22 protein-coding genes are annotated in these 21,019 nt (G+C 65.3%); 9 read left to right on the forward strand and 13 right to left on the reverse strand.

Going from position 1 to position 21,019, the window contains the following annotated elements:
• Positions 1-2 precede the first annotated feature (2 nt).
• Both AB7290_RS28610 and AB7290_RS28615 read left to right on the forward strand, forming a co-directional pair.
• Positions 3-785, forward strand: a complete 783-nt coding sequence (locus AB7290_RS28610) for a 3-hydroxybutyrate dehydrogenase (RefSeq protein ID WP_085401731.1) — start codon at positions 3-5, stop codon at positions 783-785.
• A 52-nt stretch (positions 786-837) separates the two neighbouring features.
• A complete protein-coding gene (locus AB7290_RS28615; RefSeq protein WP_085401732.1) occupies positions 838-1,569 on the forward strand; it encodes a YoaK family protein in 732 nt (243 codons plus the stop codon).
• 63 nt (positions 1,570-1,632) lie between these two features.
• On the opposite strand, the gene AB7290_RS28620 is transcribed toward AB7290_RS28615, so the two are convergent.
• From AB7290_RS28620 to AB7290_RS28630, 3 genes are all read right to left on the reverse strand, one after another.
• Positions 1,633-2,499, reverse strand: a complete 867-nt coding sequence (locus tag AB7290_RS28620) for a PhzF family phenazine biosynthesis protein (RefSeq protein ID WP_085401733.1) — start codon at positions 2,497-2,499, stop codon at positions 1,633-1,635.
• A 69-nt stretch (positions 2,500-2,568) separates the two neighbouring features.
• Entirely contained in the window at positions 2,569-2,751 is a 183-nt protein-coding gene (locus AB7290_RS28625; RefSeq protein ID WP_244623230.1) for a hypothetical protein, read from the reverse strand.
• A 23-nt stretch (positions 2,752-2,774) separates the two neighbouring features.
• On the reverse strand, positions 2,775-3,614 hold the full coding sequence (locus tag AB7290_RS28630) for an AraC family transcriptional regulator (protein ID WP_085401735.1): 840 nt from the start codon (positions 3,612-3,614) through the stop codon (positions 2,775-2,777).
• A gap of 452 nt (positions 3,615-4,066) precedes the next feature.
• Here AB7290_RS28630 and AB7290_RS28635 point away from each other — a divergent pair, with 452 nt between their 5' ends.
• From AB7290_RS28635 to AB7290_RS28665, 7 genes are all read left to right on the forward strand, one after another.
• On the forward strand, positions 4,067-5,944 hold the full coding sequence (locus AB7290_RS28635) for a PAS domain-containing sensor histidine kinase (RefSeq protein ID WP_245344105.1): 1,878 nt from the start codon (positions 4,067-4,069) through the stop codon (positions 5,942-5,944).
• Entirely contained in the window at positions 5,941-6,612 is a 672-nt protein-coding gene (locus AB7290_RS28640) for a response regulator transcription factor (protein WP_038944749.1), read from the forward strand. Before AB7290_RS28635 ends, AB7290_RS28640 begins: the two co-directional genes overlap by 4 nt.
• Positions 6,613-6,712: 100 nt before the next feature.
• Positions 6,713-7,093: a response regulator transcription factor gene (locus AB7290_RS28645; protein WP_038955794.1), complete on the forward strand. Its 381-nt coding sequence runs from the start codon at positions 6,713-6,715 to the stop codon at positions 7,091-7,093.
• 153 nt (positions 7,094-7,246) lie between these two features.
• Complete coding sequence (locus AB7290_RS28650) at positions 7,247-9,148, forward strand: FUSC family protein (protein ID WP_135215366.1); 1,902 nt, start codon at positions 7,247-7,249, stop codon at positions 9,146-9,148.
• Positions 9,145-9,348 carry a DUF1656 domain-containing protein gene (locus AB7290_RS28655; protein ID WP_028155834.1) on the forward strand — a complete coding sequence of 68 codons (204 nt, stop codon included), beginning with the start codon at positions 9,145-9,147 and terminating at the stop codon, positions 9,346-9,348. The genes AB7290_RS28650 and AB7290_RS28655 overlap by 4 nt, the downstream gene beginning before the upstream one ends.
• Positions 9,349-9,358: 10 nt before the next feature.
• Entirely contained in the window at positions 9,359-10,657 is a 1,299-nt protein-coding gene (locus AB7290_RS28660) for a biotin/lipoyl-binding protein (RefSeq protein WP_085401738.1), read from the forward strand.
• A gap of 256 nt (positions 10,658-10,913) precedes the next feature.
• Positions 10,914-11,960 (forward strand): helix-turn-helix domain-containing protein, encoded by a 1,047-nt coding sequence (locus AB7290_RS28665; protein ID WP_063986513.1) that lies wholly within the window; start codon positions 10,914-10,916, stop codon positions 11,958-11,960.
• Positions 11,961-12,155: 195 nt separating this feature from the next.
• On the opposite strand, the gene AB7290_RS28670 is transcribed toward AB7290_RS28665, so the two are convergent.
• The 10 genes from AB7290_RS28670 to AB7290_RS28715 all read right to left on the reverse strand — a co-directional run bounded on the left by AB7290_RS28670 (position 12,156) and on the right by AB7290_RS28715 (position 20,944).
• Positions 12,156-13,094 carry a malonate decarboxylase subunit epsilon gene (locus AB7290_RS28670; RefSeq protein ID WP_085401739.1) on the reverse strand — a complete coding sequence of 313 codons (939 nt, stop codon included), beginning with the start codon at positions 13,092-13,094 and terminating at the stop codon, positions 12,156-12,158.
• A 9-nt stretch (positions 13,095-13,103) separates the two neighbouring features.
• Positions 13,104-14,054 (reverse strand): AEC family transporter, encoded by a 951-nt coding sequence (locus AB7290_RS28675; RefSeq protein ID WP_071915304.1) that lies wholly within the window; start codon positions 14,052-14,054, stop codon positions 13,104-13,106.
• Complete coding sequence (gene mdcB / locus AB7290_RS28680; RefSeq protein WP_085401740.1) at positions 14,051-14,932, reverse strand: triphosphoribosyl-dephospho-CoA synthase MdcB; 882 nt, start codon at positions 14,930-14,932, stop codon at positions 14,051-14,053. The genes AB7290_RS28675 and mdcB overlap by 4 nt, the downstream gene beginning before the upstream one ends.
• Positions 14,929-15,609, reverse strand: a complete 681-nt coding sequence (gene mdcG, locus AB7290_RS28685; RefSeq protein WP_085401741.1) for a malonate decarboxylase holo-[acyl-carrier-protein] synthase — start codon at positions 15,607-15,609, stop codon at positions 14,929-14,931. Before mdcG ends, mdcB begins: the two co-directional genes overlap by 4 nt.
• On the reverse strand, positions 15,584-16,306 hold the full coding sequence (gene mdcE / locus AB7290_RS28690) for a biotin-independent malonate decarboxylase subunit gamma (RefSeq protein ID WP_085401742.1): 723 nt from the start codon (positions 16,304-16,306) through the stop codon (positions 15,584-15,586). The genes mdcG and mdcE overlap by 26 nt, the downstream gene beginning before the upstream one ends.
• On the reverse strand, positions 16,293-17,231 hold the full coding sequence (locus AB7290_RS28695; RefSeq protein ID WP_085401743.1) for a biotin-independent malonate decarboxylase subunit beta: 939 nt from the start codon (positions 17,229-17,231) through the stop codon (positions 16,293-16,295). Before AB7290_RS28695 ends, mdcE begins: the two co-directional genes overlap by 14 nt.
• Positions 17,228-17,545, reverse strand: coding sequence for a malonate decarboxylase acyl carrier protein (gene mdcC, locus AB7290_RS28700; RefSeq protein ID WP_085401744.1), 318 nt, complete (start codon positions 17,543-17,545; stop codon positions 17,228-17,230). The genes AB7290_RS28695 and mdcC overlap by 4 nt, the downstream gene beginning before the upstream one ends.
• A gap of 9 nt (positions 17,546-17,554) precedes the next feature.
• Positions 17,555-19,201, reverse strand: a complete 1,647-nt coding sequence (mdcA, locus tag AB7290_RS28705) for a malonate decarboxylase subunit alpha (RefSeq protein WP_085401745.1) — start codon at positions 19,199-19,201, stop codon at positions 17,555-17,557.
• The gene (locus tag AB7290_RS28710) at positions 19,198-20,064 is read right to left on the reverse strand and encodes an MBL fold metallo-hydrolase (protein WP_085401746.1); all 867 of its coding nucleotides are present in this window, start codon (positions 20,062-20,064) and stop codon (positions 19,198-19,200) included. The genes mdcA and AB7290_RS28710 overlap by 4 nt, the downstream gene beginning before the upstream one ends.
• A 94-nt stretch (positions 20,065-20,158) precedes the next feature.
• Positions 20,159-20,944, reverse strand: coding sequence for an alpha/beta hydrolase (locus AB7290_RS28715; protein ID WP_071915311.1), 786 nt, complete (start codon positions 20,942-20,944; stop codon positions 20,159-20,161).
• Positions 20,945-21,019 lie beyond the last annotated feature (75 nt).

The raw sequence follows: 21,019 nt of genomic DNA on the forward strand, positions 1-21,019 counted from the left end.
CCATGTTGAAGGATAAGGTCGCTATCGTCACCGGATCGACCAGCGGTATCGGGCTCGGAATCGCCAGAGAGTTGGCTAGGCTCCGCGTCAACCTCGTGTTGAACGGCTTCGGCGACCCCGGCGAGATCGAAGCCATCCGCAGCGGGATCGAGCGCGAGCACGGCGTGCGCGTAGTCTACGATGGCGCTGATATGTCGAAGGGCGATGCCGTGCGCCGATTGATCGCCGCGACAATCGAGACGTTCGGACGCCTCGACATCCTCGTGAACAATGCCGGCATCCAGTTCACCGCGCCGGTGGAAGAATTTCCGTCGGCCAAGTGGCATGCGATCCTGGACATCAACCTGTCGGCCGCGTTTCACGGCATCGCGGCGGCAGTGCCCCAGATGAAGAAGCAGCACTGGGGCCGGATCGTCAACATCGCCTCAACCCACGGCCTCGTCGCTTCGACGCACAAGGCGGCCTACGTCGCCGCCAAGCACGGGTTGATCGGCCTGACCAAGGTGGTTGGCCTGGAGACCGCCGGCAGCGGCGTGACCTGCAACGCAGTCTGTCCCGGCTGGGTGCGGACGCCCTTGGTCGAAAAGCAGATCAGCGACATCGCCGCAGAGAAAAACATCAGTCAAAAGGACGCCGCCAAGGCACTCCTGGGCGAGAAACAACCGTCATCCGAGTTCGTCTCTCCGGAGCAGCTTGGAGGCACCGTGGCCTTCCTGTGCTCGCCTGCGGCGGACCAGATCACGGGCACCGCGATCGCGGTCGATGGCGGATGGACGGCACAGTAGCCGGCGGTCAGTGAGCGGCCCATGCGAACGGCCAGCATCGGAGTAGCCAAAGATGTCCCTGCTCGCCAGAGACCTCATCGTGCTGCAAAGGTCCGCGGATTCAGCGGATGACGCAGCGGAGCTGTCGCGCCTGGAGGCGCGGCTGCCACCGCTGCTCAGCATCATCGCCGGAATGGTCGACTTCACCGGCTTCTTCACGCTGGGTCATATCTTCACGGCTCACGTGACCGGCAATATCGTGCTGGCCGCCGTCGTTGCCATCGATGGCGGCTCGTTTCATTGGGCACAGTTGTTGGCGATTCCCGTCTTCATGCTGACCCTGGCGACCGTCTGGCTGATCGCCCAAGCTTCCGGCCGGCACGGTTCGAGCCTGGCGCGACTGTTGCTTCGGGTTCAGTTCCTCGTGCTGGCCGCGTTGTTGATCTTCAGCGTCATCACAAGGCCGTCTGCCGATGCGGCTGGATCCCGGGCCGGCGCGGCCGCGATGATCGCCGTGTCGGCCATGGCCTGCCAGTACGCGCTCCTTCGCCTCGCTCTGCCGGGCGCGATCTCGACGGCGGTGATGACCGGCAATCTGGCCAATGCCGTCTTGTCGGCGATGGACCTGCTCGCTCCACGCACCCCTCTGCTGCCGCATGATTCAACGCCGCTGGGTCGCTCGCTCCATCGCTTGCTCGGCTTCATCTTCGGCTGTGTCGCCGCCGCGGCGGCTGTTTCAGTACTGGGAGACTGGGCCTGGTCCCTTCCGGCAGCCTTGTCTGCCGTCGCGGTCGCGGTGCGTTAGCGGGTCTGACTCAATATGCATACCGCAGCCGAAGCGCGGCATGATCGACCATCGACCTGTGGCTTAATCGGCAATCCTGCCATCCACGCACGTAACGCAAGCGCCGCCAACGCTGATCTCGCCGTCCGCTTCGATCGCCAAGGCGATGCGGCCATCGCGCCCGACGCAGCGCCCCTGCGCCGCCGTGTAGCTCGTCCCGGCCTTGAGGAGACCGCGGTCGCGATGGAACACGGCGATGGCGCCGTTTCCACTGCCGCATACCGGGTCCTCCTCGACGCCGCATGATGGTGCAAAAGAACGCACCTCGATAGCCGCCTCGCCATCAGCGTGACGGCCAAAAAGCGAGAGCCCGGTCACACCGAGCCGCTTCTCGAAGGCAGCCGAGCGCCGGAAGTCTGGGGTCAGCGCGAGCACACTGTCCGCGTCGGCAAGTTGCGCGACGACCCAGACGGCCCCGACATCCACGATCGCTGGAGCCACCTCGCGAACGATCCGATGCCCGATGACTGCCTCCAATTCGTCGACGTCTGCGGCTGAAAGAGCCGTGACCTTCGCCGGCGGCAACGCAAGCGTCAGACGCCTCTCCGCGCCGTCGCCCTCCACGGCAATCCGCACCAGCCCGACACCGCATTCCTGGACGAGACGACCGCCCCGGGGCATCACGCGGCCTGCCTCCAACACGGCATGGGCGCTGCCGAGCGTCGGATGCCCGGCAAACGGCAGTTCGCTGCGGGGGGTAAAAATGCGCAGGCGGTAGTCCGCCTCGGAACTCGTGGGCGGCAAGAGAAATGTCGTTTCCGACAGGTTCGTCCAGCGGGCAATTGCCTGCATTTCGGCCGTCGCCAGCCCCTCGGCATCACGGACGACTGCGACGGGGTTTCCCAGGAAGGGTTTGGAGGAGAAAGCGTCGACGACTTTGTAGGCTCTCATGACTCTCGCTCTGCGGTTTGCCATCGCAGTGTTAACGCTTGACCTGCCCCGCTTGTAAAGGGCTCGAGGCTATCGCGCGAGCACCGTGACGATGGTTCGGCAGAAATCGAAAATGAACCGGCCATAGAGAGCGCCGGATCCCGGATCTGAAGATGCCAGGCGATAGGAGTTACCGAGAGCACGGGCGATCTCCAGCACGCCCGTGACTTCATGGTGCGTCATAGCCAGGTGAATGCCGGCCAGCGGCAGCATCAGGGCCTCAATGCCAACACTGCTCATGACGGCCCAACTTCGGCGCGAGGCAGCGGCAGGAATTGCGCAAGGTAGGCGCTCCTCCATTGATAAGGCGTATCGCCGGCGAAACGCTTGAATACCGTCGTGAAATGCGCCTGGGTCTGGAATCCGACGGTCAAGGCAACGTCGACCAGCGAGACGTCGGCGCGCCTCAGCAGTTCCTGGGCGCGTTCGATCCGCCGCTTCAGCAGAAAGTCGTGAGGCCGCATGCCGACGGCCGCGCGGAACTGCGCGGCAAAGTGCATGCGGCTGAGGCCGGCGACCGCCGCCAGATGCTGCAAGGTGATCTTGCCAGCCAAATTCTCGTCGACATATTGCAGCACGCGCTTCAGGCGCCATTTTTGCAATGACCGCACAGACCGGCACCGCTCGTCGGCCTGATGGGTCTCGTTGCGCGCGACGGCCGTCGGCCGGCTGGCTCTGCGGGTCAGGATGGCAAGACGCAAGGCGTCCGCAAGGATGGCGGAGTGAGGATGATGGGCCGCTTCGGTTGCCGCGAGCGCATCGGAGAGGCTTCGCATCACCGGGTCCGGGAACTCGCCTGCACCGGCCTCCCGATCGGTCTCGACGGAAATGCGCGCGAGGCGTTTCGCCGATACCCTGAAGCTGGGCCCGTCGCCGGCGCATCTCCGCACGCCCGGCGGGGGCGTCTCGATGGCCAGGGCCACATCGAGGTGAACGAGGGACAGCGTCATCGCCTTTTCGCCGGCGCGATCGGGACGTTCCGCAAGCCCGGACTGGCAACCATCGATGGCCGAGACGCCGATCGAGCCGACGACATGATCCTTCGCGCCTAGCGGGTGTGACATCTGTAGCGACATCGTCGAACTCCTTGTCCCATTTTCGATCCGGCGAGACCCAATGGCTCGTCCGAATGTGGGAGCAGAGTAGTTCGGCGGTCCCCGCGCTCCATTCTACGCGCGGGTGCACCGGATAGGTTCTCGGGTTGATCGCGTCATACCTAGGTATGACCGTGGCGTCGCCGGCCGCGCGGACGTCCCGTTCGCCGCGATGGCGGAACTGGTCTCGCCCTGCGGTATGTTGACGCGCTCGCCAATGGTCGGAAACTCACGCAAAACCCCGTTTTTGCCGGGGAATGTGCCTCATCGGCACGCGCGCGGGATCGAACCGCGGCAACGTCTTTCAAGAGAGCACGAAAATCATGTTGCCGCATGTTGTCGGCCCGATCAAATCGCGGCATCAACGTGACCGAAAATGAGCAGAGCGACCACCAGCGACGATGACCAGTCTTGATCGGGCCACGGGTTCATCGATGAGCCGCGCCGGCTTGCGGTTCTGGTCTGCCGTCCTCGCTTTCGCGGTTTTCCTGGTCGATGTGCTGACGCCGCTCGAGGGCGCGGTCGCAGTTCTCTACGTCGTTGCGATCCTGCTCGCGGCGAGGACGCACCGGCGTAACGACATCATCGCCGCCGCTGTCGGCTGCAGCGTCCTGACCATAACCGCCTATCTACTGTCGCACGATCTGGAGGCGATCGCCTCGCCTGCCCTTCGTGCGCTGGTGAGCCTCGCAGCCATCGGAATCACGACCTTGCTGGCGCTCCAGAATCAGGCGGCGACGAAGCGCCTCGCGGCGCAGGCGCGCCTGCTCAATCTCTCGCATGACATGATCTTCGTCAGGGATCGCGGCGGCGTGATCAGTTTCTGGAACAGGGCCGCGGAACAGGCCTACGGCTGGTCGGCCGACGAGGCGGTCGGGCAACTCGCCGACGCGCTGCTGAGAACCAAATATCCCGACCGGCGAGAGGCCATCGAGGCCGGCCTGCTCGACATCGGCCGATGGGAAGGCAGGCTGGAGCAGCGGACGAAGGCCGGCCGCGCACTCACCGTCGATGCAAGATGGGCGCTCCAGCACGACCATCTCGGCAAACCCGTTGGAGTCCTTGAAACCCACACCGACGTCACGGACCGCGTCGCGGCACATAACGCGCTGGTGCAGAGCGAGCAGCGATACCGCCGGATGTTCGACGCAAGCCGGGTCGGCATCGTCGAGGAGGATTGGAGCGCAGTGCGGACCGCGCTGAATTCGCTGGAGACCGGAGGCGCCACGTTGCGGGACTACCTTGCACGAAATCCTGAATTCGTGCGGCATGTCCGCCGGCTCGCCAGAATTACCGACGTCAATCCGGCCCTCCAGAAGATGGCGGGAGCAAGCGACTCTGCGGCCTTCATCGCGAACGTGGACAGGCTTCTGGACGAGAACCACCGCCGTTTCCTCGGCGCGCTGATCGCATTCGCGGAAGGAGAGCGGTTCCACGAAGGCGAGACCGATTTCGTGAGTCTCGACGGACGCAAGGTTCCCGTCATGTTTACGATCACCTTTCCGGCCGAGCCCGACGGAGATCGCAACGTGCTCGCCTTCGTCATCGACATCACCGAGCGCAAGCAGGCACAGGATGCGCTGCTCGCGGCGCAGGCGGAGCTGGCGCATGCCGCGCGCGTCGCCACCCTCGGCGAGCTCAGCGCGTCCATTGCCCACGAGGTGAATCAGCCTCTGGCAGCGATCGTCACCAGCGGCGAGGCTGGCTTGCGGTGGCTGCGCCGCGACGTGCCCGATCTCAAGGAGGTTGCGGCGACGATCGGTCACGTCGTTGCTCAGGGCCGCCGCGCCAGCGAGATCGTGACCCGCATCCGGACTTTCCTGAAGAAGGCCCCTACCCAGCAGGATCTGCTGCAGATCGACGAGATCATCGAGGAAGCGACCCTCCTGGTCGCGCGCGAGCTCGTCAAGGACGACGTCACCCTCATCGTCGAGACGGAGCATGGCCTGCCGCCGGTTCGCGGCGACCGGATCCAGCTTCAGCAGGTCCTGGTCAATCTTCTGATCAATGCCGGCCAGGCCATGTCAGGCCGGCCTGGTTCCCGCACCGTTACGCTGCGCGCCGGAACCGTGGACGGCGAAAACCTCGCCATCACGGTCGAGGACAGCGGCCCGGGCATCCAGCCGGACGACCTGCCGCGCCTGTTTGATCCGTTCTTCACCACCAAGGGCGGCGGCATGGGCATGGGACTTGCGATCTGCCGAACGACGGTGGAAGCTCACGGCGGCCGATTGTCCGTGGAGAGCTCTCCGGGCTCGGGCGCGACATTCCACCTGACACTGCCATTTAGCCAAGAACACGCCTTGCCATGACACGACCAAACCAAGTGCAACCGCCGGCCCAATCCTCCAGTTCAGTCGTCATCATCGTTGATGACGACGCGAGCATTCGTGCCTCGCTCGACAGCCTGTTCCGATCCGTCGGCCTCGAGACACGCCTGTTCGGCTCACCGGCCGAGCTGCTTGGCGGCGTCATGCCCGACAAACCGGCCTGCATCGTGCTGGACGTCCGGCTCCCGGGCGTGAGCGGCCTCGATCTCCAGGGGCAACTGACCCGCCAGGGCATCAGATATCCAATCATCTTCATGACCGGTCATGGGGACATTCCAATGTCGGTGCGCGCCATGAAGGCTGGCGCCGTGGATTTCCTGTCCAAGCCGTTTCGCGATCAGGACATGCTCGATGCAGTGACGGCAGCGCTCGAGCGCGATGCGCAGCGCCGTGCGGAAGCCGCGACGAAGGAGGATATCCGGATCCAGTATGAGAGCCTGACGGCGCGCGAGCGCGAGGTGATGGGCCATGTGACCGCCGGCTTGATGAACAAGCAGGTGGCAGGCCTGATCGGCCTCAGCGAGATCACCGTCAAGATCCACCGCGGCAACGTCATGCGCAAGATGGAGGTCCGGTCGCTGGCCGACCTCGTTCGCAAGGCCGAAGCGCTCGGGATTTCCCAGAACCGAAAGACTACGGACCAAACCTGAGTATAATTCCGGCGGGACTGCCGCACGGTGCATAAGGCCCCATCGGCCGCCCAATGGGAGATATCCTCCCTGCGGAACACAGCGGTCAGGATGTGTGCCAATGGCCAAAACCCCGGTGATTGCGATCGTGGACGACGACGAAGGCGTGCGCGCGTCGCTGGCGAGCCTCGTGCGTTCGCTCGGCTATGAAGCCCACGCCTACGAGTCCGGCGTCGCCTTCCTGCGGGAACCGGCGGGAGAAGATCCGGCCTGCATGATCGCCGACGTTCAGATGCCGGTCATTACCGGCGATGAATTGCAGGCTCGCCTGGTTGCCTCCGGCCGCCATTTCCCGATCATTTTCATGACCGCTTTCCCGAGCGAACCCGTGCGCCAGCGCGTCATGGCGGCTGGCGCGCATTGCTATCTCGGCAAGCCATCCAGCGGCGACGAGATCATCCGCCGCCTCGAAGAGGCCCTGGCGGGCCACGCGCCGCAATAGTCGGGCCCCGGCTCGGGCAAACTGCGCCTTCCCGGCGTGCGTTCCCGAAAGCAGGTTGATGGACCGAAAATACCGGCCGGCACAGCTCATGCTCCCCTTTGATTTCGCGACGCCGGCAGGCCGCATGCTTTGCCGCGCATGGAGGGAGCATAATTGCCAGGTGACGCCACCAGCGCTGCCGATGACATCCGCCCGCGGGTCTTCGCCGGCTTCCCGGTGAGTTCCTGGGCGTTCGCGCTGCGCGTCCTGCTGGCAATGCTCCTCGCACTCTATGTGAGCTTCTGGCTCGAACTCGAATCCCCCTCGTCGGCAGCCGTCACCGTGGCAATCCTGGCGCTGCCCACGCGCGCGCAGGGCATGGAAAAGGCGGGCTATCGGCTGCTCGCAACCGCCATCGGCGTGATCGCATCGATCGCCATCGCCGGCACCTTTTCCCAAACCGGCGCGCTGCTGCCCGCAGTGTTGGGGATCTGGGTCGGACTTTGCGTCTACGTCGCCGGGATGCTGGACGGCAATCGCGCTTATGCGGCGGCTCTCAGCTGCATCACCGTTGCCCTGATTGCCATCCAACAGATCGACAGCCCGTTGCAAGTGTTTCCGACCGGCGTCGCCCGGGGCGCCGCCATCGCCATCGGCGTCCTCGCGGTCGCTCTGGTCAACGAGGTGCTCGCCGCGCCGGACTATCATCCGGTTCTGGCGAACCGCCTCGAAACACTGCATCACCGGGTCACGGAGTTCGCGCAACGCGCCGTCCGCGGTGAAGCCTCATCCGCGACGGCTGCTGCGGACATGTTGCGCGATGTCGCGGCCCTGCATCCGGAGATCGCGAGCCTCGTCACGGAGTCGATCAGCGGCCCGGCCAGAACCGCAGCCGCACGCTCCGCGATGGTGGGCCTCGTGAGCGAGCTCGCGCTCGCCCGCACGCTTGCCGCGCTGCCGGCCGCATCCGCGACGTCCCGGGACGACCGAGACCCCGGCGCCTCCGGCCTGATCGCGATCTGCCGGACCAATCTGCGCGACGAGATCATCCGCAGGAATGCAGACGTGCGCGAAAGTCTCGAGGCACTGCGGGCCGGGAACTATCCACTCCGGCAATGGCGCGCGCCGCTTTACCGCTCGCCTCGCATTGCGGCGGAAGCCGGCGTCAGGGCCGCGATCCACTTCATCCTCATTGCAATCATCTTCGTGATGGCGGGATGGCCGACCACCGCGCTCTGCCTCTCGCTTGCCGCAGTGATCATCGGCCTGAGTGCGACGGCTCCGGATCCGCGCGCCTTCACGACACTGGCGGTCTTTGCCATGCCGATCGCATGCCTGCTCGCCGGCATCCTGAAATACCTCGTCTTCAACGGCGTATCCGAGTTTCAACTGCTGGCGATCGGCCTTGCGCCTCTCGTGATCGGCGCAGCGCTGCTGATCACGCTGCCGAGCGGCATCCTGCCGCCGCTCGGCCGGCTCTCCCTCGTATTCACGCTTGTCATTCTCGCACCGAGCAATCCGCAGAGCTACGACCCCGACGTATTCCTTGTGACGTGTCTATTTGCCCAGCTTTCCTCGGTTCTGGTCTTCGCAGCGCAGCTCCTGCTGCCGTCCTTGTCCGGCGAACGGAGGATCCGGCTGCTGCTGGACGAGGCCCATCGCGAGCTGAGCCGCCTCGATTCCGGGCGAGCCCGGCATCTCGCGCCGGAGGAAGCCGCGTTTCGCGATGCCGCCCGGATCGAGCAGATCCTGACGACGAACGGCGCCACGGCACCTCCCCCGCGGGTCGTCGCGGAAGCGCTGCGCTGCTTCGACGAGGCCGTGGTGCTGCGACGGTGCCATGCCGAACTGGACCGCCTGGCCGAGACCTCACTCGGCGACGCGGCGCGCGCCGCGCGAGCCGCGCTCACCCTACGCGATGGAGGCGCAATCCTGACTGCCGCCGAGGCGCTGCGCCAGACGGCTGCCCGAAGCAACCTGTCTGTCGATCCGGTGCTCGCCGCGCTCGTTCCGGCCAGCATCGTCCTCGAACCATGGCAGGGTTTCGCCGGTTCCGGCCAGGGGACGCATCCGTGACGAATACTTATCGTGAACTCGTCGTGGGCGGCGTGCTGATCGCCCCGATCGTGTCCTATGCGGCCACGGCGCTGCTCGCATTCCTGCTGCTCCGCCCGGTGCTGCGCTTCGTGGGATTTACAAGAATCTTCAGCAACCCGTCGCTGGCCGAGCTCTGCCTCTACGTGTCGATCTTCGGCCTGCTCGCGCTCTTTTGCTAGGGAGAAAGTCATGGACGCGGCTCTGCCTCGAGATGCGGCCTTTCCGCCCCACCCCGAATCTTCAGCCGAAGCACGGGCGGACGCAGCCGACGCCGTCGCGTGTTCCAGCCCGACGGAGGCCGCGGCGCGCGCGACCAGCGACCGCGCCGCGAACGATGGCGAAGCTTCCCGGCAGGCGACGTCATTGACGCGGTCGCTGCGCAAGGCCGCCGGGCGTTTCATGGCTGGCGTCGGCAAGCATTTTGCCACCCTTGCCATCGCCCTGGTCGCTATTCTGATATCGGTTGCAACCTGGCAGCACTATGTCACCGCGCCCTGGACGCGCAATGGCAGCGTGCGCGTGCAGGTCGCCAATGTCGCGCCGCAGATCGCAGGCAAAATCGTGGAGCTGCGGGTGGCCGACAACCAGTTCGTCCACAAGGGTGACGTGCTCTACGTCATCGATCCCTTCGACTTCGACGTAGCCGTCCGCATCGGCAAGGCCCTCGTCGACCAGCGAGCGGCGGACCTCGAGGTGAAGCAGGCCGAGTCCGACCGGCGCCGGCGTCTGTCCGACCTCGCGACGACGCCAGAGGAGCAGCAGATCTTCGCCGGCAATGCCTCGCAGGCGAAGGCCGCCTACGCAGCGGCCGCTCACCAGCTTGCACAGGCGGAATTGAACTTGAAGCGCACCAATGTGCTCAGCCCCGTCGACGGCTATGTCACCAATCTCCTGCTACGTGTCGGCGACTATGCGCTGACCGGCGTCACCAACGTCTCCATCATCGATTCCAACAGCTTCTGGATCGACGGTTATTTCGAGGAAACCAAGATGGCGCATGTCTGCGTCGGCGATCGCGTCGAGGCACAGCTCATCGGTTACTCCAAGCCGATCCTGGGACATGTGAAAACCGTGACCCGCGGCATCAGCCCGTCAAACGCCGCGGCGGGCACGCAAGGTCTGCCCAACGTGGACCCGATCTACACCTGGGTGCGGCTTGCACAGCGCATACCGGTTCGTGTCGCCATCGACACGGTGCCGCCGGGCGTGCCGTTGGTCTCCGGCATGACGGCCACGGTGACGATCCGGCAGCCCGATGCGGTCGATCGCCAGACCTGGCCTCATCGGCTCCGCACGACCTTCGTGGACCCAATGTTCGATGTGTTCGGCGCAGGAGATCCGCCGCGACCCAACTGCCTCCAATCCCCATCCCAGCAGCCTCCCGAGGTGACGGCGCTTCCCTACGCGCGGGTGCCCGCAATTCCGCCGGCGGAGAAGATCGCGCCCGGACTCACCCCCGGCATCGATGCCTCGCCACGCCTTCCCTGAATCCGGTCAGATCGCCCGACCTGAAGAGAGCTGCATCGCGCCGCAACATCGGAGCTCACAGCGCAGGCCTTTGATTCTTCTTGCTTAATTCGGAGTTTCGCGACGTTCCGACGCACCTGCAGCTTTCGCAAAATCTAACACGATTTCAGCAACGCTAACGGGCCTTGTGGCGGCATCAGACATATCGTTCGAGCGTCAACCAATGGCATTCAGCAGCCGTCACCGCGGCAGCGGAATCCAAAAGACGGGACGAACGATGCTCACCGATATGCAAGCGGCCGGCGCCCGATTGACACATCAACCCGGCGCCCGCGAACCGGATTTCTCTCAGGGGGCACGCGCATTCCCCCACGAACGAAAATGGCGCCAGCCCGAGCAACGCGCGGGCGTCGCGCGCGAGGACATCACGATCTCGCGCTTTACCTATGCGCAGACGGCCGTCAGGCGCGAGGATGCAACGACGCCTCCCGACCGGTACTTCTTCTCGATCGCCCTGAAGAGCACACGTCTCAAGCTGACCAGAGGCAGTCAGACCATTTTCGACGGCGCCATGCCGGCAGGCACACTCTATGTCGGCGCGCCGTCGAAGCCGCTCCGCGCGCAGTTTCTTGCGCCGTGCGATTTCCTGCACTTCCACATCTCGGCCAATTGCTTTCCATCTCCACAGCAGGGAACGGAGCCGCTCGCGCCCGAATGCCTGAACGATCTCCTTCTGTTGCGCGACCCGTTCGCCGAGCAGCTCGCAAAGGCGCTGACCGAACAAGGCCATTCGGCCGATCGCGAATTTGCGTGCTGCATCGCCCAGACGCTGGTGATGCACGTCGCTCGGCGCGAGCCCCCGCGTACGAAAGTCAACGCCTTGCCGAAATGGCGGCTCCGACGCGTCGAGGAGTATGTCAGGGCGCGCTTCGACCACTCCATCAGCCTGTCCGACCTCGCCGGCGTCGCGGGATTGTCCCGGATGCACTTCGCAGCGCAGTTTCGCGCCGCGACTGGATACCGGCCGCGCGAGTATCTCCTGCAACAGCGCATCGAGCATGCAAAATCTCTCCTGTCGAATACCGAGACGCCGCTGGTCGAGGCGGCGCTGGCCGTCGGTTTCTGCACGCAGGCGCATTTCTCGACCGTCTTCAAACGTCTGACAGGCGACACGCCGGCACGTTGGCGGTGCACCAGCCGGAACGCATTGGCGTCACCCAGGCTCGCTGAATGCGACCCGGTTCCGTCACGCGAGCCGGTGTCTCATGTCCTGCCGGCGGACCTCCGTGAATCATGCGAAATGAGAAACAGCGTGGGGACGTGAAATACTTTGCACGCGGGATCGGCGATGTTGGCAATGTTAGTGACTGAGACCCCCAAGTCACGGCTCGAGCCTTCTCCTCCCAGGCATGCGAGCATTGGGCCGTCCTCCCCACAAGGACGGCCCCTTTTTTTGCCGCGCCGCACGTCGATCCGGAGCGCGCCGTCCGTCCGATTCCGGAACGAAGCTGTTGCCATTTCAGTCGCTGAGATGCCGCGCAAGCCAGTTGCGCACGCCCTGAAGACTCCTGAAATCATCCAGCGACCGCACCGGAAGGCCGGGCTCGATGCTCGCAACCATCCGGCTCAGTGCATGTCCAGGTCCAAATTCGAGAAATGCCGTGGCACCCGCTTCGAGACAGCTTTGCAGGCAATTTCCCCACTGCACGGTTTGCGAGATCTGCGCGGCGAGCTTGTCGTGGCCCGTCTCGGCGGAGACGACCGAACCGCCATCGATGCCGCTCAGGATGCGCGCACCGGCGGCCGACGGGAACGCCACCGGCGCCGACCGCAAGACTTCGCGAAACACGACCGACGCCTCGGCGAGCCGTCCGGTGTGGGAGGCAACCCGAACCGGCAGATCGACGATCCTTGTGGCGCGCATCGCCCTCGCCTCTCCGGCAATCCCGTTCAATGCCTCCCGGCCACCGCCGACCACGAAGGCATCGCCTGGATTGACGATGGCGATCGCCGCGCCGTGGCGCTCGCAAAGGCGGGTCATATCGTCATGTGAAAGACCACGGACAAAGATCAGCCCGTCACCGGCGCAGGTGGCGGCGTCCATCGCTTCCGCGCGGCGCACCGCGAGGTCAAGCGTGAGGACCGGTTCGAACAAATCTCCCACGCCCCATGCCGCCACCTCACCGACGCTGTAGCCTGCGATGATGGCGCCATGTGGAATGATGTCCCTGAGCCCGGCAGCGGCGGCCAGTGCCTGCAACGTGCATAGAATCTGGCCGGACCGGTTGCGATGCAGAGCCTCGTCAGATTCGCTGCGCACGAAATCGCGCGGATCCCTGCCGCCCAGCAACGTTGCCGCGTGTGCAAACAGGTGCGTCGCTTCCGGCGCATCGCCCGTCAGGGCGAACATGTCCCGATGCTGTCCGCCTTGTCCCGAGCACAGGATCGCAAGTGTCATGATCGCCGCCTAGTGCGGAAAGAGCACGGCGATCGCAACCGCCATGGTCGCGACGCTGAATCCGGTGCTCGAAATGACCATCGATCCGACCGCTGCCGAGTCCAGCCGGTAGTTGACCGCAAACAGGATGCCGAAAAAGCCGGAAGGCACCGCGGCGAGCAGAATGGCCGTCCTCGCTGTGTCGGGAGCGATTGGAAAGACGTGAGTGATTGCAACGGCTGCGAGCGGCCGAACCACGTCCGCGGCCACGGTTGCGGCCGCGATCTTCCAGTTCAGGCGGAACGACTGTGCCGACAGGATGGCTCCGGTGAGAAACAGCGCGACGCCGGCGGCCGAACTCCCGATCAGCGCGAGGCACGCATGAGCGAGCGCGTTGAGGCTCAGATCCGACACCGAAAACAGGATGCCGAACACGGGCGCGAGCACGACCGGCTTGGTGATCGCACGCCCCACTGCCGTCAGCATCTGCCGCGCCGCCATTTCCTCGCCACGGGACCTGGCGGCGTCCATTTCCGCCATGATCAGGGTCACCGGGCTGATGAGGACCGAACCGGTTGCCAATGCGACGGCGACCGGAACGGCGCCCGCCTGTCCCGCGACGGATGTCAGGATTGGAAGACCGACGCCGGCAAGATTTGGAAAGCCGACCGTGAGTGCCTGAATCGACGCATCGGGCCGCGACACCTTGAACAACCTGCGCGCGGCAAGATACCAGGCGGCATAGAGCAACGACATCGTTATGCCGAGCACCAGAAACAGCGGAACCTGCTCGATCATCTCACTGCGCGACGCTGAGGCGGTCGCGGCGAACAGGGACGCCGGCACGGCGAAATCCATCACGAGTGCGTTGAGAGCATCGACATGAAGATTGTCGACGACATGAAACCTTCCGGCGGCGTATCCAAGCAGCAAGACAAAGAACACCGGCACCAGCGCCATCAGGATTGCATTGGACATCATGGCCCCGGCGCGTCGTGGGCATCGACGAAGAGCGACATCGCAAGCAGGTCAGCCGAGCCACCGGGACTGAGACGACGGGCGACGAAGCTCTCATGGATCCATTGCGCGCTGACGCGCCAGCCGGGAGCGCGCACGCCGCCGGCGTCGATGAAGCGACGTGCCGCGCGACGCGCAAAACGAAGCCCCTCGAGCCCGCCACGATGCAGCAGATTCGTGTCTTCCACCGACGCAATCAGGGCAAAGCACGCTTCGACCCGAGCCGCTTCCGCATCCTCGGGCGTGGCAGGCATTGTTCTCCGCAGGGCCGGCAAGCCGATCCGGTAGACGCTGGGAAACCCGCTCGCCGCCTCGATACGGGCTCCGCCTGCGCGAAAGCGGCGGCGAGCAGCGCTGCCATGGCTGTGCAGCAACACCGGACCGTCGAGTATGCTGGCGCCCCAGAGGCGTGCCACGACGTCGCCGAGCGGACGTGCCGGATCGACCAGCCCGCCGGCCCTCGCACCGGCCGCCGCGCACAACAGGCCAAGACCGAAGATCGCGCCGCGATGCGTATTGACGCCCGCGGTCGCCTCGAGCATCGCCCGTTCGGCCTCCAGGCCGATGACCCGCAGCACTCCCATGCCGCAACCGAGCGCGCCCGCTTCGGCAAGACTTTGAAGGTAAGGCCTGATGGCCGCAGCGCTGCGACGAAACGTGCCGGCATCCATGTCGACGTGACTACCATTGTCGACATGGCTCACGAGCCCCGGCTTGGGCCAGGTTTCCAGCTCCATGGCAAGGCAATCGGCAGCGAAGCCGCCGATGGCCCAGATACCGGACGGCATCTGCCTCCGGCTGGAAACAAGCGGTTCGATGCTTCGTGCGGCCGCTGTGGTCATGATCCCATCGCTCCCGAAATGAATCGATCCCTGTCGAGCAGGGCTACGCACCCGATGGTCTTGACCAGAAGCTGGTCCGTGCCGGCATGGAATTCGCGCCAGTTCACCGCTGCACCATCCGCGCGCATCAATTCGCCATCGAGCCGCATCGGCGCATCGGTCTCGATCGCAGCCACGTCGGCGGCGAGACGATCCAGATCGGCTTCGCGGGGGAACGCGAACAGGACATCGAGGTCGGAACGAGCGGTCACGTAATCGAGCCCGGTCAGCGATTGCCATGCGAGGCTGCCGAACACGCGCACGTCCACCGAATGACGAAGCGCGAGCCCGTCGAGCCGATCGAGCGTCGGCCACCAGTTGCGCGGCGCCGAGGCGCGCACCTGCCGCAGCGCGGGCGGCCTCGCGACCGATGTGACGTGGTCGATATCCGCGAGAAACGACAGCCGCTTCTTGCCGGCGGAGGGCGGCAACGGCAGGCCGAGTGCAAGGCCGGTCGCTTCGCTAGGTAGAGCGCGCCGCCTGATGGTCGGCCATCCCATTTCGGACCAACGCGAAACCAGCGGGTCGGCTGCGAGATCGCCGCGCATCCCGATCATCGCGCGCCAACCCTGCGGGCTGACAAAGACGAGGTCGTGGCGACCGGCCGGCGGTTCACCGGATTTGCAGGGCAAGGTCACGAACGCGCTCCGCGATATCGGCGGCCTTCGGCCGGCCACCGCGCTCCTTGCCGAGCGCATCTCTTCGATCCCGCGCAGCCGGCATGTCGGCGAGCAGCGCCTCCAGCTGGTCTGCGAGCGAGGTGGCGTCGCTCCATGTCATATGAACGGCACCCATCTGCTCGAGATTGGAGAGCCCCGGCGCAAAAACCGGCGTCGATTTGGCTTTCTCCTCAAGAGCGGCCATCGACAATTTGGTGACCTTCGCCATCGACGGCAGATCCATCACCGCGGGAGAGGCGCCGGGCAATCCGACCAGCACGCGCGTCGCAAGGCCCGTCGCAAGCAGGGCCCCCGCAGCCGAGTGGCCGTAAAGAAGACCGATGGTCGGGCGACCGTGCATATCCGCGTGGATCAGCACTTTCGCCAGATGCGCGAGGAATTCGTTGAGCCCGAGCAGCTCGTCACGCTTGCTCATGCGCTGGCTGTCGCTGTCGACGAGCACCAGGATCGGTCCGCTCCCCCGGTCGATCGACTCCAGGACATGCGCGGAAAGTCTGATCGCCTCGTCGACGCCGAGCGCAGTCCGATCCGCAACACCAATCACGAGTATCCTGCCACCGGATCGCAGCGTCGCGGCGCCAGCAATGACGCCATTGTCGTTCCTGACCTCATGGCCATCGGGAAACAGCGAGGCGAGAATGTCATCGAGCGTCACGGCTGCTCCTCCCGATCCTGCTAGCAAGCGCAATGAACTGGTCGGCCGGCAATTCCGGAACTGTTTCCGCATGCGCAACACCTTCCGCGGTCCAGATATCGACGGCGTCCTGGCAAGCGCCGAAGCGGCGCAACCTGTCGGCCAGACGCCCCTGCTCCGCCCTGAGCCGGTCGAGGCCGAAGGGGCCAATCAACCCGATCAGCTCGAGTGCGGCCTCGCGAAAATCCTGCACAGTGTCACCGGCGAAGACGTCGGCTGCGCCGAGCAGCCGCCGGTGCTTGCCGCCCATGGTGCGCCAGACCAGGGCACGGTCACGGGAGTCGAATTCCTCGACGCCGCGGTTGGTCTCGATCACCTCGGGGCCCGACACCGCGATGCGTCCCGCCTCCGAAACGGCGAGCGCGGAGCAACAGCCCGCGATCAGACCGCCGCCGCCATAGCAGCCGGAGCGCCCGCCGATCAGGCCGATGACCTTCACGCCGGCACTGCGCGCCTCAATCACCGCGCGCATGATCTCGGCGATGGCGAGTTCACCGGCATTGGCCTCCTGCAGACGGACGCCGCCGGTATCGAGCAGGATCAGAACGGGGATCGATCCGATCTCGCGCGCCGCGCGGAGCAGACCCAGCAGTTTGGCGCCGTGCACCTCGCCGAAGGCGCCGCCCATGAAACGTCCTTCCTGTGCGGCGACGAATACCGGCGCGCCGCCGAGCCGGCCATGGCCGACGACGATGCCGTCATCGAACTGCTCGGGAAGGCCGAATATCTCCAGATGCGGACTGACCTCGCGCTGTTCCGGCCCGATGAACTCGACCAGGCTGCCGGCATCAAGCAGCAGATCAAGCCTCGTCCGCGCCGATGCCTCGTTGAAGCTTGTGCTGCGGGCCCGTTCGGCCGGGGCGATGTGCGGGAGCGGCGCAGTCATTGCTCGCTCCCCTCGATCAATCGCACCGCCTGCGCCAGCCGAAGCGATACCGTGTCGGGCCGCGCGCCGCCGTCATTGATGGAAAATTTCAGCCCGCCGGGCGAATAGCGCTCGACGAAATCGCCAATGACGGCGCTCCAGACTTCGCCGAAGCCCATCGCCGCGGTTTTGATCTCGACCGCGCATTCGGCATCCGGCAGGACGCGCTCGACCAGGACTTCCAGATTGCCCGAGGCGACCACGCCCACGATCGCGCTCCGCCTGATGCCGCCCGCGCGCTCGCGAACCGGGTGATGAAAGCTGAGATCTTCCATGGCCTGTCCTCACCAGTTCCTGAATTTCGACGGCGGTGCGTAGAGCCCGCCCGACCAGCGCACGAGATCCTTGATCGAGCGCGCCGCCAGCATGTTGCGATCCGCATCGAGCGGGTTGATGCCGATATCTTCGGGCCGCCGGATCACGCCGCGCTCGCGCAGCTGCGCGACCATGCTGCGATCCCGCCCGCGACCGACATCGGTGTATCCGGCGACGCCGCGGATCGCCTGCTCGCGCTCTTGCGCCGTACGGCACAACAGGAGGTTCGCCACGCCCTCCTCGGTGACGATGTGCGTGACGTCGTCGCCGTAGATCATCACCGGCGCGAGTTCGAGGTTCAGCTTCTCGGCGAGCTCGATCGCATCGAGCTTCTCGACGAACAGCGGGACATTCTTGTCGCCGAAGGTCTCGCCAATCTGCACCACCAGCTTGCGGCCCCGGCGCAACGGAGCCGGGCTGTCCGGATCGGCCTCCGCGCCGGCCTTCAGCCAGGGCTCGCTCGGATGCCTGCGCCCGCGTGCGTCCGCGCCCATGTTCGGCGCGCCGCCGAACCCGGCGATGCGCGAGGTGGTGATGGTCGAAGAATTTCCCTGGAGATCGATCTGCAGCGTGGAGCCGATGAACATGTCGCAGGCATAGAGCCCGGCGGTCTGGCAAAAGGCGCGGTTGGAACGCAGCGAACCGTCGGGGCCGGTGAAATAGATGTCGGATCGCGCCCGGATGTACTCGTCCATCCCGACCTCCGAGCCGAACGAGTGGATTTGCCGGACCCAACCAGATTCGATCGCGGGAATGAGCGCGGGATGCGGATTCAAGGCGAAGTGGGTTGCGATCCTGCCCTTCAGGCCCAGCCTCTCGCCGAACGTCGGCAGCAGGAGCTCGATCGCGGCCGTGCTGAAGCCGATCCCGTGATTGATCCGCTGCACGCCATAGGGCGCGTAGATGCCCTTGATCGCGAGCATCGCGGTCAGGATCTGCCCCTCGGTGATCGCCGCCGGATCGCGCGTGAACAGTGGCTCGACGAAGAACGGCTTGTCGGACTTGACGACGAAATGGACGCGGTCCGCCGGGATATCGACCCGCGGAACCGTCTCGACGATCTCGTTGACCTGGGCGATCACGACGCCGTCCTTGAACGCCGTTGCCTCCACCACGGTGGGCGTGTCCTCGGTGTTCGGGCCGGTGTAGAGGTTGCCGTCACGGTCGGCGCTGACGGCGGCGATCAGGGCGACGTGCGGGGTGAGATCGATGAAGTAGCGCGCGAACAGTTCGAGATAGGTGTGAATTGCTCCCAGCTCGATCTTGCCGCCGAACAGCATGCGCGCGATGCGCGCCGATTGCGGCCCGGAATAGGCATAGTCGAGCCGCTTCGCGACCCCGCGGTCGAACAGGTCCAGATGTTCGGGCAGAACGACGCCCGACTGCACCATGTGCAGATCGTTGACCTTGGACAGATCGACCGCCAGCAGCGCGCGGCTCAAGAGATCCGCCTGCTTCTGGTTATCGCCTTCGAGGCAAACCCGGTCGCCCGGCCGGATCACGGCCTCCAGCAGACGCGTAGCGTCGGACGCTTCCACGACCTTGCCGTGGGCAAGTCCGGCACCGGCCGCGATGCGGGCATCGCGCGCGGCGCGGTTGTTCTGCCAGCTCGTCATGACCTTGGCCCCTTTGCGGCGTTGGCTCCGCTCCAGAGCGATCCCGGATTGGCACGGTCGGGATGAAGCGCAAGCATCGCGTCGTAGAGCTCGCGCGGAGAAATCGTCGCCTGGTCGAGGCGGTTGAAATCGAGCAGATATTGCCGGGTGTCCGCGATGCTGCGCGGATTGTCATCGTTCTCCGGCTTCTTGTGTCCGGCCACCACGAAGCGCGGCTTCAACGCTTCGAGCCGATCGAGCGCGGCGATCCATTCCAGCCGGCTCTGCGTGTCGGTTTCGGCGAGATAAGGATGAATGCCGTTGTATGTGGTGTCGCCGGCGACGATCAGATCGAGAGACAGGACATGAACGGCGGTGGAGCGCGCCGTGTCGGTTCGTCCCATGTCGATGACGACGAGCTTGTGTCCCTCGAGCGCGAGCTCGCCTTCGAGAGGCTCTGCAGCGACCAGGCGCTGCGCGATCTCGCCCGGAAAGCGCTTGCGCCAGAAACCGTCGAGCGATGCCGGCGAAAGCTGCGTCTTCATCTCGTCGACAACCTCGGGAACGGCCACGGCCCGTGCCCGCGGAAAGCGATCGAGCAGCGGCGCGAGACCGAAGAAATGATCACCGTGGCCATGCGTGACGTAGATCGTGGTCAGATTTCGCTCCCGCGACACGACCCAATCCAGCAACGTCTTCGACTGCCCGGCGGTGAGGAACGTGTCGACGAGGATGGCATCCCGCTCGCCGTAGATCAAAGTCGACGAATTCGCGACCCACATCAGGTCCGGATTGCCGGACGGCAGATCGCGGCTCAGTCCAGCCCGCTTCACCGTCGTCACGACCCAGTCCAGGATCGTGCCGGTCGTCTCGATCATGCTCATGGAATTCTCCGGAGGGGCAGTCGGGCCGGCGGGAGTGCTGTCTCTCCCGCCGTCCTTCCTTCTGCCGGCCGTGCGTCAGGACCGGCAAAACGCGTCAGCGGGTGGCCGGTTGATCGATGCTGCGAGCGGCACGGGTGATGATCTCCGCCACTTCCTTCGGATGCGACTCGTAGACCGAGTGGCTTGCACCCGGGATCACGGTGGTGTGGCTCTTGGCGCGCTCGTAATACCAGCGCTCGAGATCCGGATTGATGATCTGGTCGTTGCCGGCAACGATGCCCCAGCTCGGCTTGGTCTTCCACGCAGCCGCCGTCAGCGGCGTGCTGAACACCTGCGTCGCGGCCAGAACCTGGGAGCGTGATTCGAACTCCGCCTGCTCGCGCGGCAGATCGGGGGCGAACAGCTTGGGGAATTGCACGGGATCGAGATAGGTGAATTTGTCGGGCGTGACCTTGATGGCGCCTTCGGTCTTTCCAAGTACGCTCGGCGTCTTCTTGCCCAGCGCCGCTTCGTCCTCTCCGACGTCGGGCGCATGCGCAGCGACGTAGACCAGGCCGACGACATTGGGATGAACACCCGCCTCGGTGATGATCGAGCCGCCATAGCTGTGGCCGACCAGAAGCGTCGGGCCATTCTGGAGATCGAGCAGCCGCTTCGCCGCCGTGACATCATCGCCAAACGACGTCTCGGGCTCCTGCAGCATGCTGACGCGGAAGCCTTCCTTGACCAGGATCTCGTAGACCGGCTTCCAGCCGGACGCATCGACCCAGGCGCCGTGCACCAGGACGATGTTCTTCGGGGGTTCAGCGCGCGCCGGGGCGACGGTCGCGAACAGGGAGAGAGCGGCAGCGAAGGCGAGGCCAGCGTTGAGGTGTTTCATGTCGGGATCACTCCAGGTTGGAATGGTGCGACAGTAGTGTCGACACTCGCCGGCGTATTTCGGCAAACAACGGCC

The sequence above is a fragment of the Bradyrhizobium sp. 613_E4_N2_2 genome (assembly GCF_052075995.1).
Lineage (GTDB): Bacteria > Pseudomonadota > Alphaproteobacteria > Rhizobiales > Xanthobacteraceae > Bradyrhizobium > Bradyrhizobium barranii.

What these genes read in the sequence shown, in the direction of transcription:
- AB7290_RS28695 (WP_085401743.1), bottom strand. Translation starts at nt 17,231, where the DNA reads ATGACTGCGCCGCTCCCGCACATCGCCCCGGCCGAACGGGCCCGCAGC.
- AB7290_RS28660 (WP_085401738.1), top strand. Translation starts at nt 9,359, where the DNA reads ATGGACGCGGCTCTGCCTCGAGATGCGGCCTTTCCGCCCCACCCCGAA.
- AB7290_RS28645 (WP_038955794.1), top strand. Translation starts at nt 6,713, where the DNA reads ATGGCCAAAACCCCGGTGATTGCGATCGTGGACGACGACGAAGGCGTG.
- AB7290_RS28635 (WP_245344105.1), top strand. Translation starts at nt 4,067, where the DNA reads ATGAGCCGCGCCGGCTTGCGGTTCTGGTCTGCCGTCCTCGCTTTCGCG.
- mdcB (WP_085401740.1), bottom strand. Translation starts at nt 14,932, where the DNA reads ATGACCACAGCGGCCGCACGAAGCATCGAACCGCTTGTTTCCAGCCGG.
- AB7290_RS28630 (WP_085401735.1), bottom strand. Translation starts at nt 3,614, where the DNA reads ATGTCGCTACAGATGTCACACCCGCTAGGCGCGAAGGATCATGTCGTC.
- AB7290_RS28715 (WP_071915311.1), bottom strand. Translation starts at nt 20,944, where the DNA reads ATGAAACACCTCAACGCTGGCCTCGCCTTCGCTGCCGCTCTCTCCCTG.
- AB7290_RS28665 (WP_063986513.1), top strand. Translation starts at nt 10,914, where the DNA reads ATGCTCACCGATATGCAAGCGGCCGGCGCCCGATTGACACATCAACCC.
- AB7290_RS28710 (WP_085401746.1), bottom strand. Translation starts at nt 20,064, where the DNA reads ATGAGCATGATCGAGACGACCGGCACGATCCTGGACTGGGTCGTGACG.
- mdcC (WP_085401744.1), bottom strand. Translation starts at nt 17,545, where the DNA reads ATGGAAGATCTCAGCTTTCATCACCCGGTTCGCGAGCGCGCGGGCGGC.
- AB7290_RS28620 (WP_085401733.1), bottom strand. Translation starts at nt 2,499, where the DNA reads ATGAGAGCCTACAAAGTCGTCGACGCTTTCTCCTCCAAACCCTTCCTG.
- mdcA (WP_085401745.1), bottom strand. Translation starts at nt 19,201, where the DNA reads ATGACGAGCTGGCAGAACAACCGCGCCGCGCGCGATGCCCGCATCGCG.
- AB7290_RS28625 (WP_244623230.1), bottom strand. Translation starts at nt 2,751, where the DNA reads ATGCTGCCGCTGGCCGGCATTCACCTGGCTATGACGCACCATGAAGTC.
- AB7290_RS28610 (WP_085401731.1), top strand. Translation starts at nt 3, where the DNA reads ATGTTGAAGGATAAGGTCGCTATCGTCACCGGATCGACCAGCGGTATC.
- AB7290_RS28675 (WP_071915304.1), bottom strand. Translation starts at nt 14,054, where the DNA reads ATGATGTCCAATGCAATCCTGATGGCGCTGGTGCCGGTGTTCTTTGTC.
- AB7290_RS28615 (WP_085401732.1), top strand. Translation starts at nt 838, where the DNA reads ATGTCCCTGCTCGCCAGAGACCTCATCGTGCTGCAAAGGTCCGCGGAT.
- AB7290_RS28670 (WP_085401739.1), bottom strand. Translation starts at nt 13,094, where the DNA reads ATGACACTTGCGATCCTGTGCTCGGGACAAGGCGGACAGCATCGGGAC.
- AB7290_RS28640 (WP_038944749.1), top strand. Translation starts at nt 5,941, where the DNA reads ATGACACGACCAAACCAAGTGCAACCGCCGGCCCAATCCTCCAGTTCA.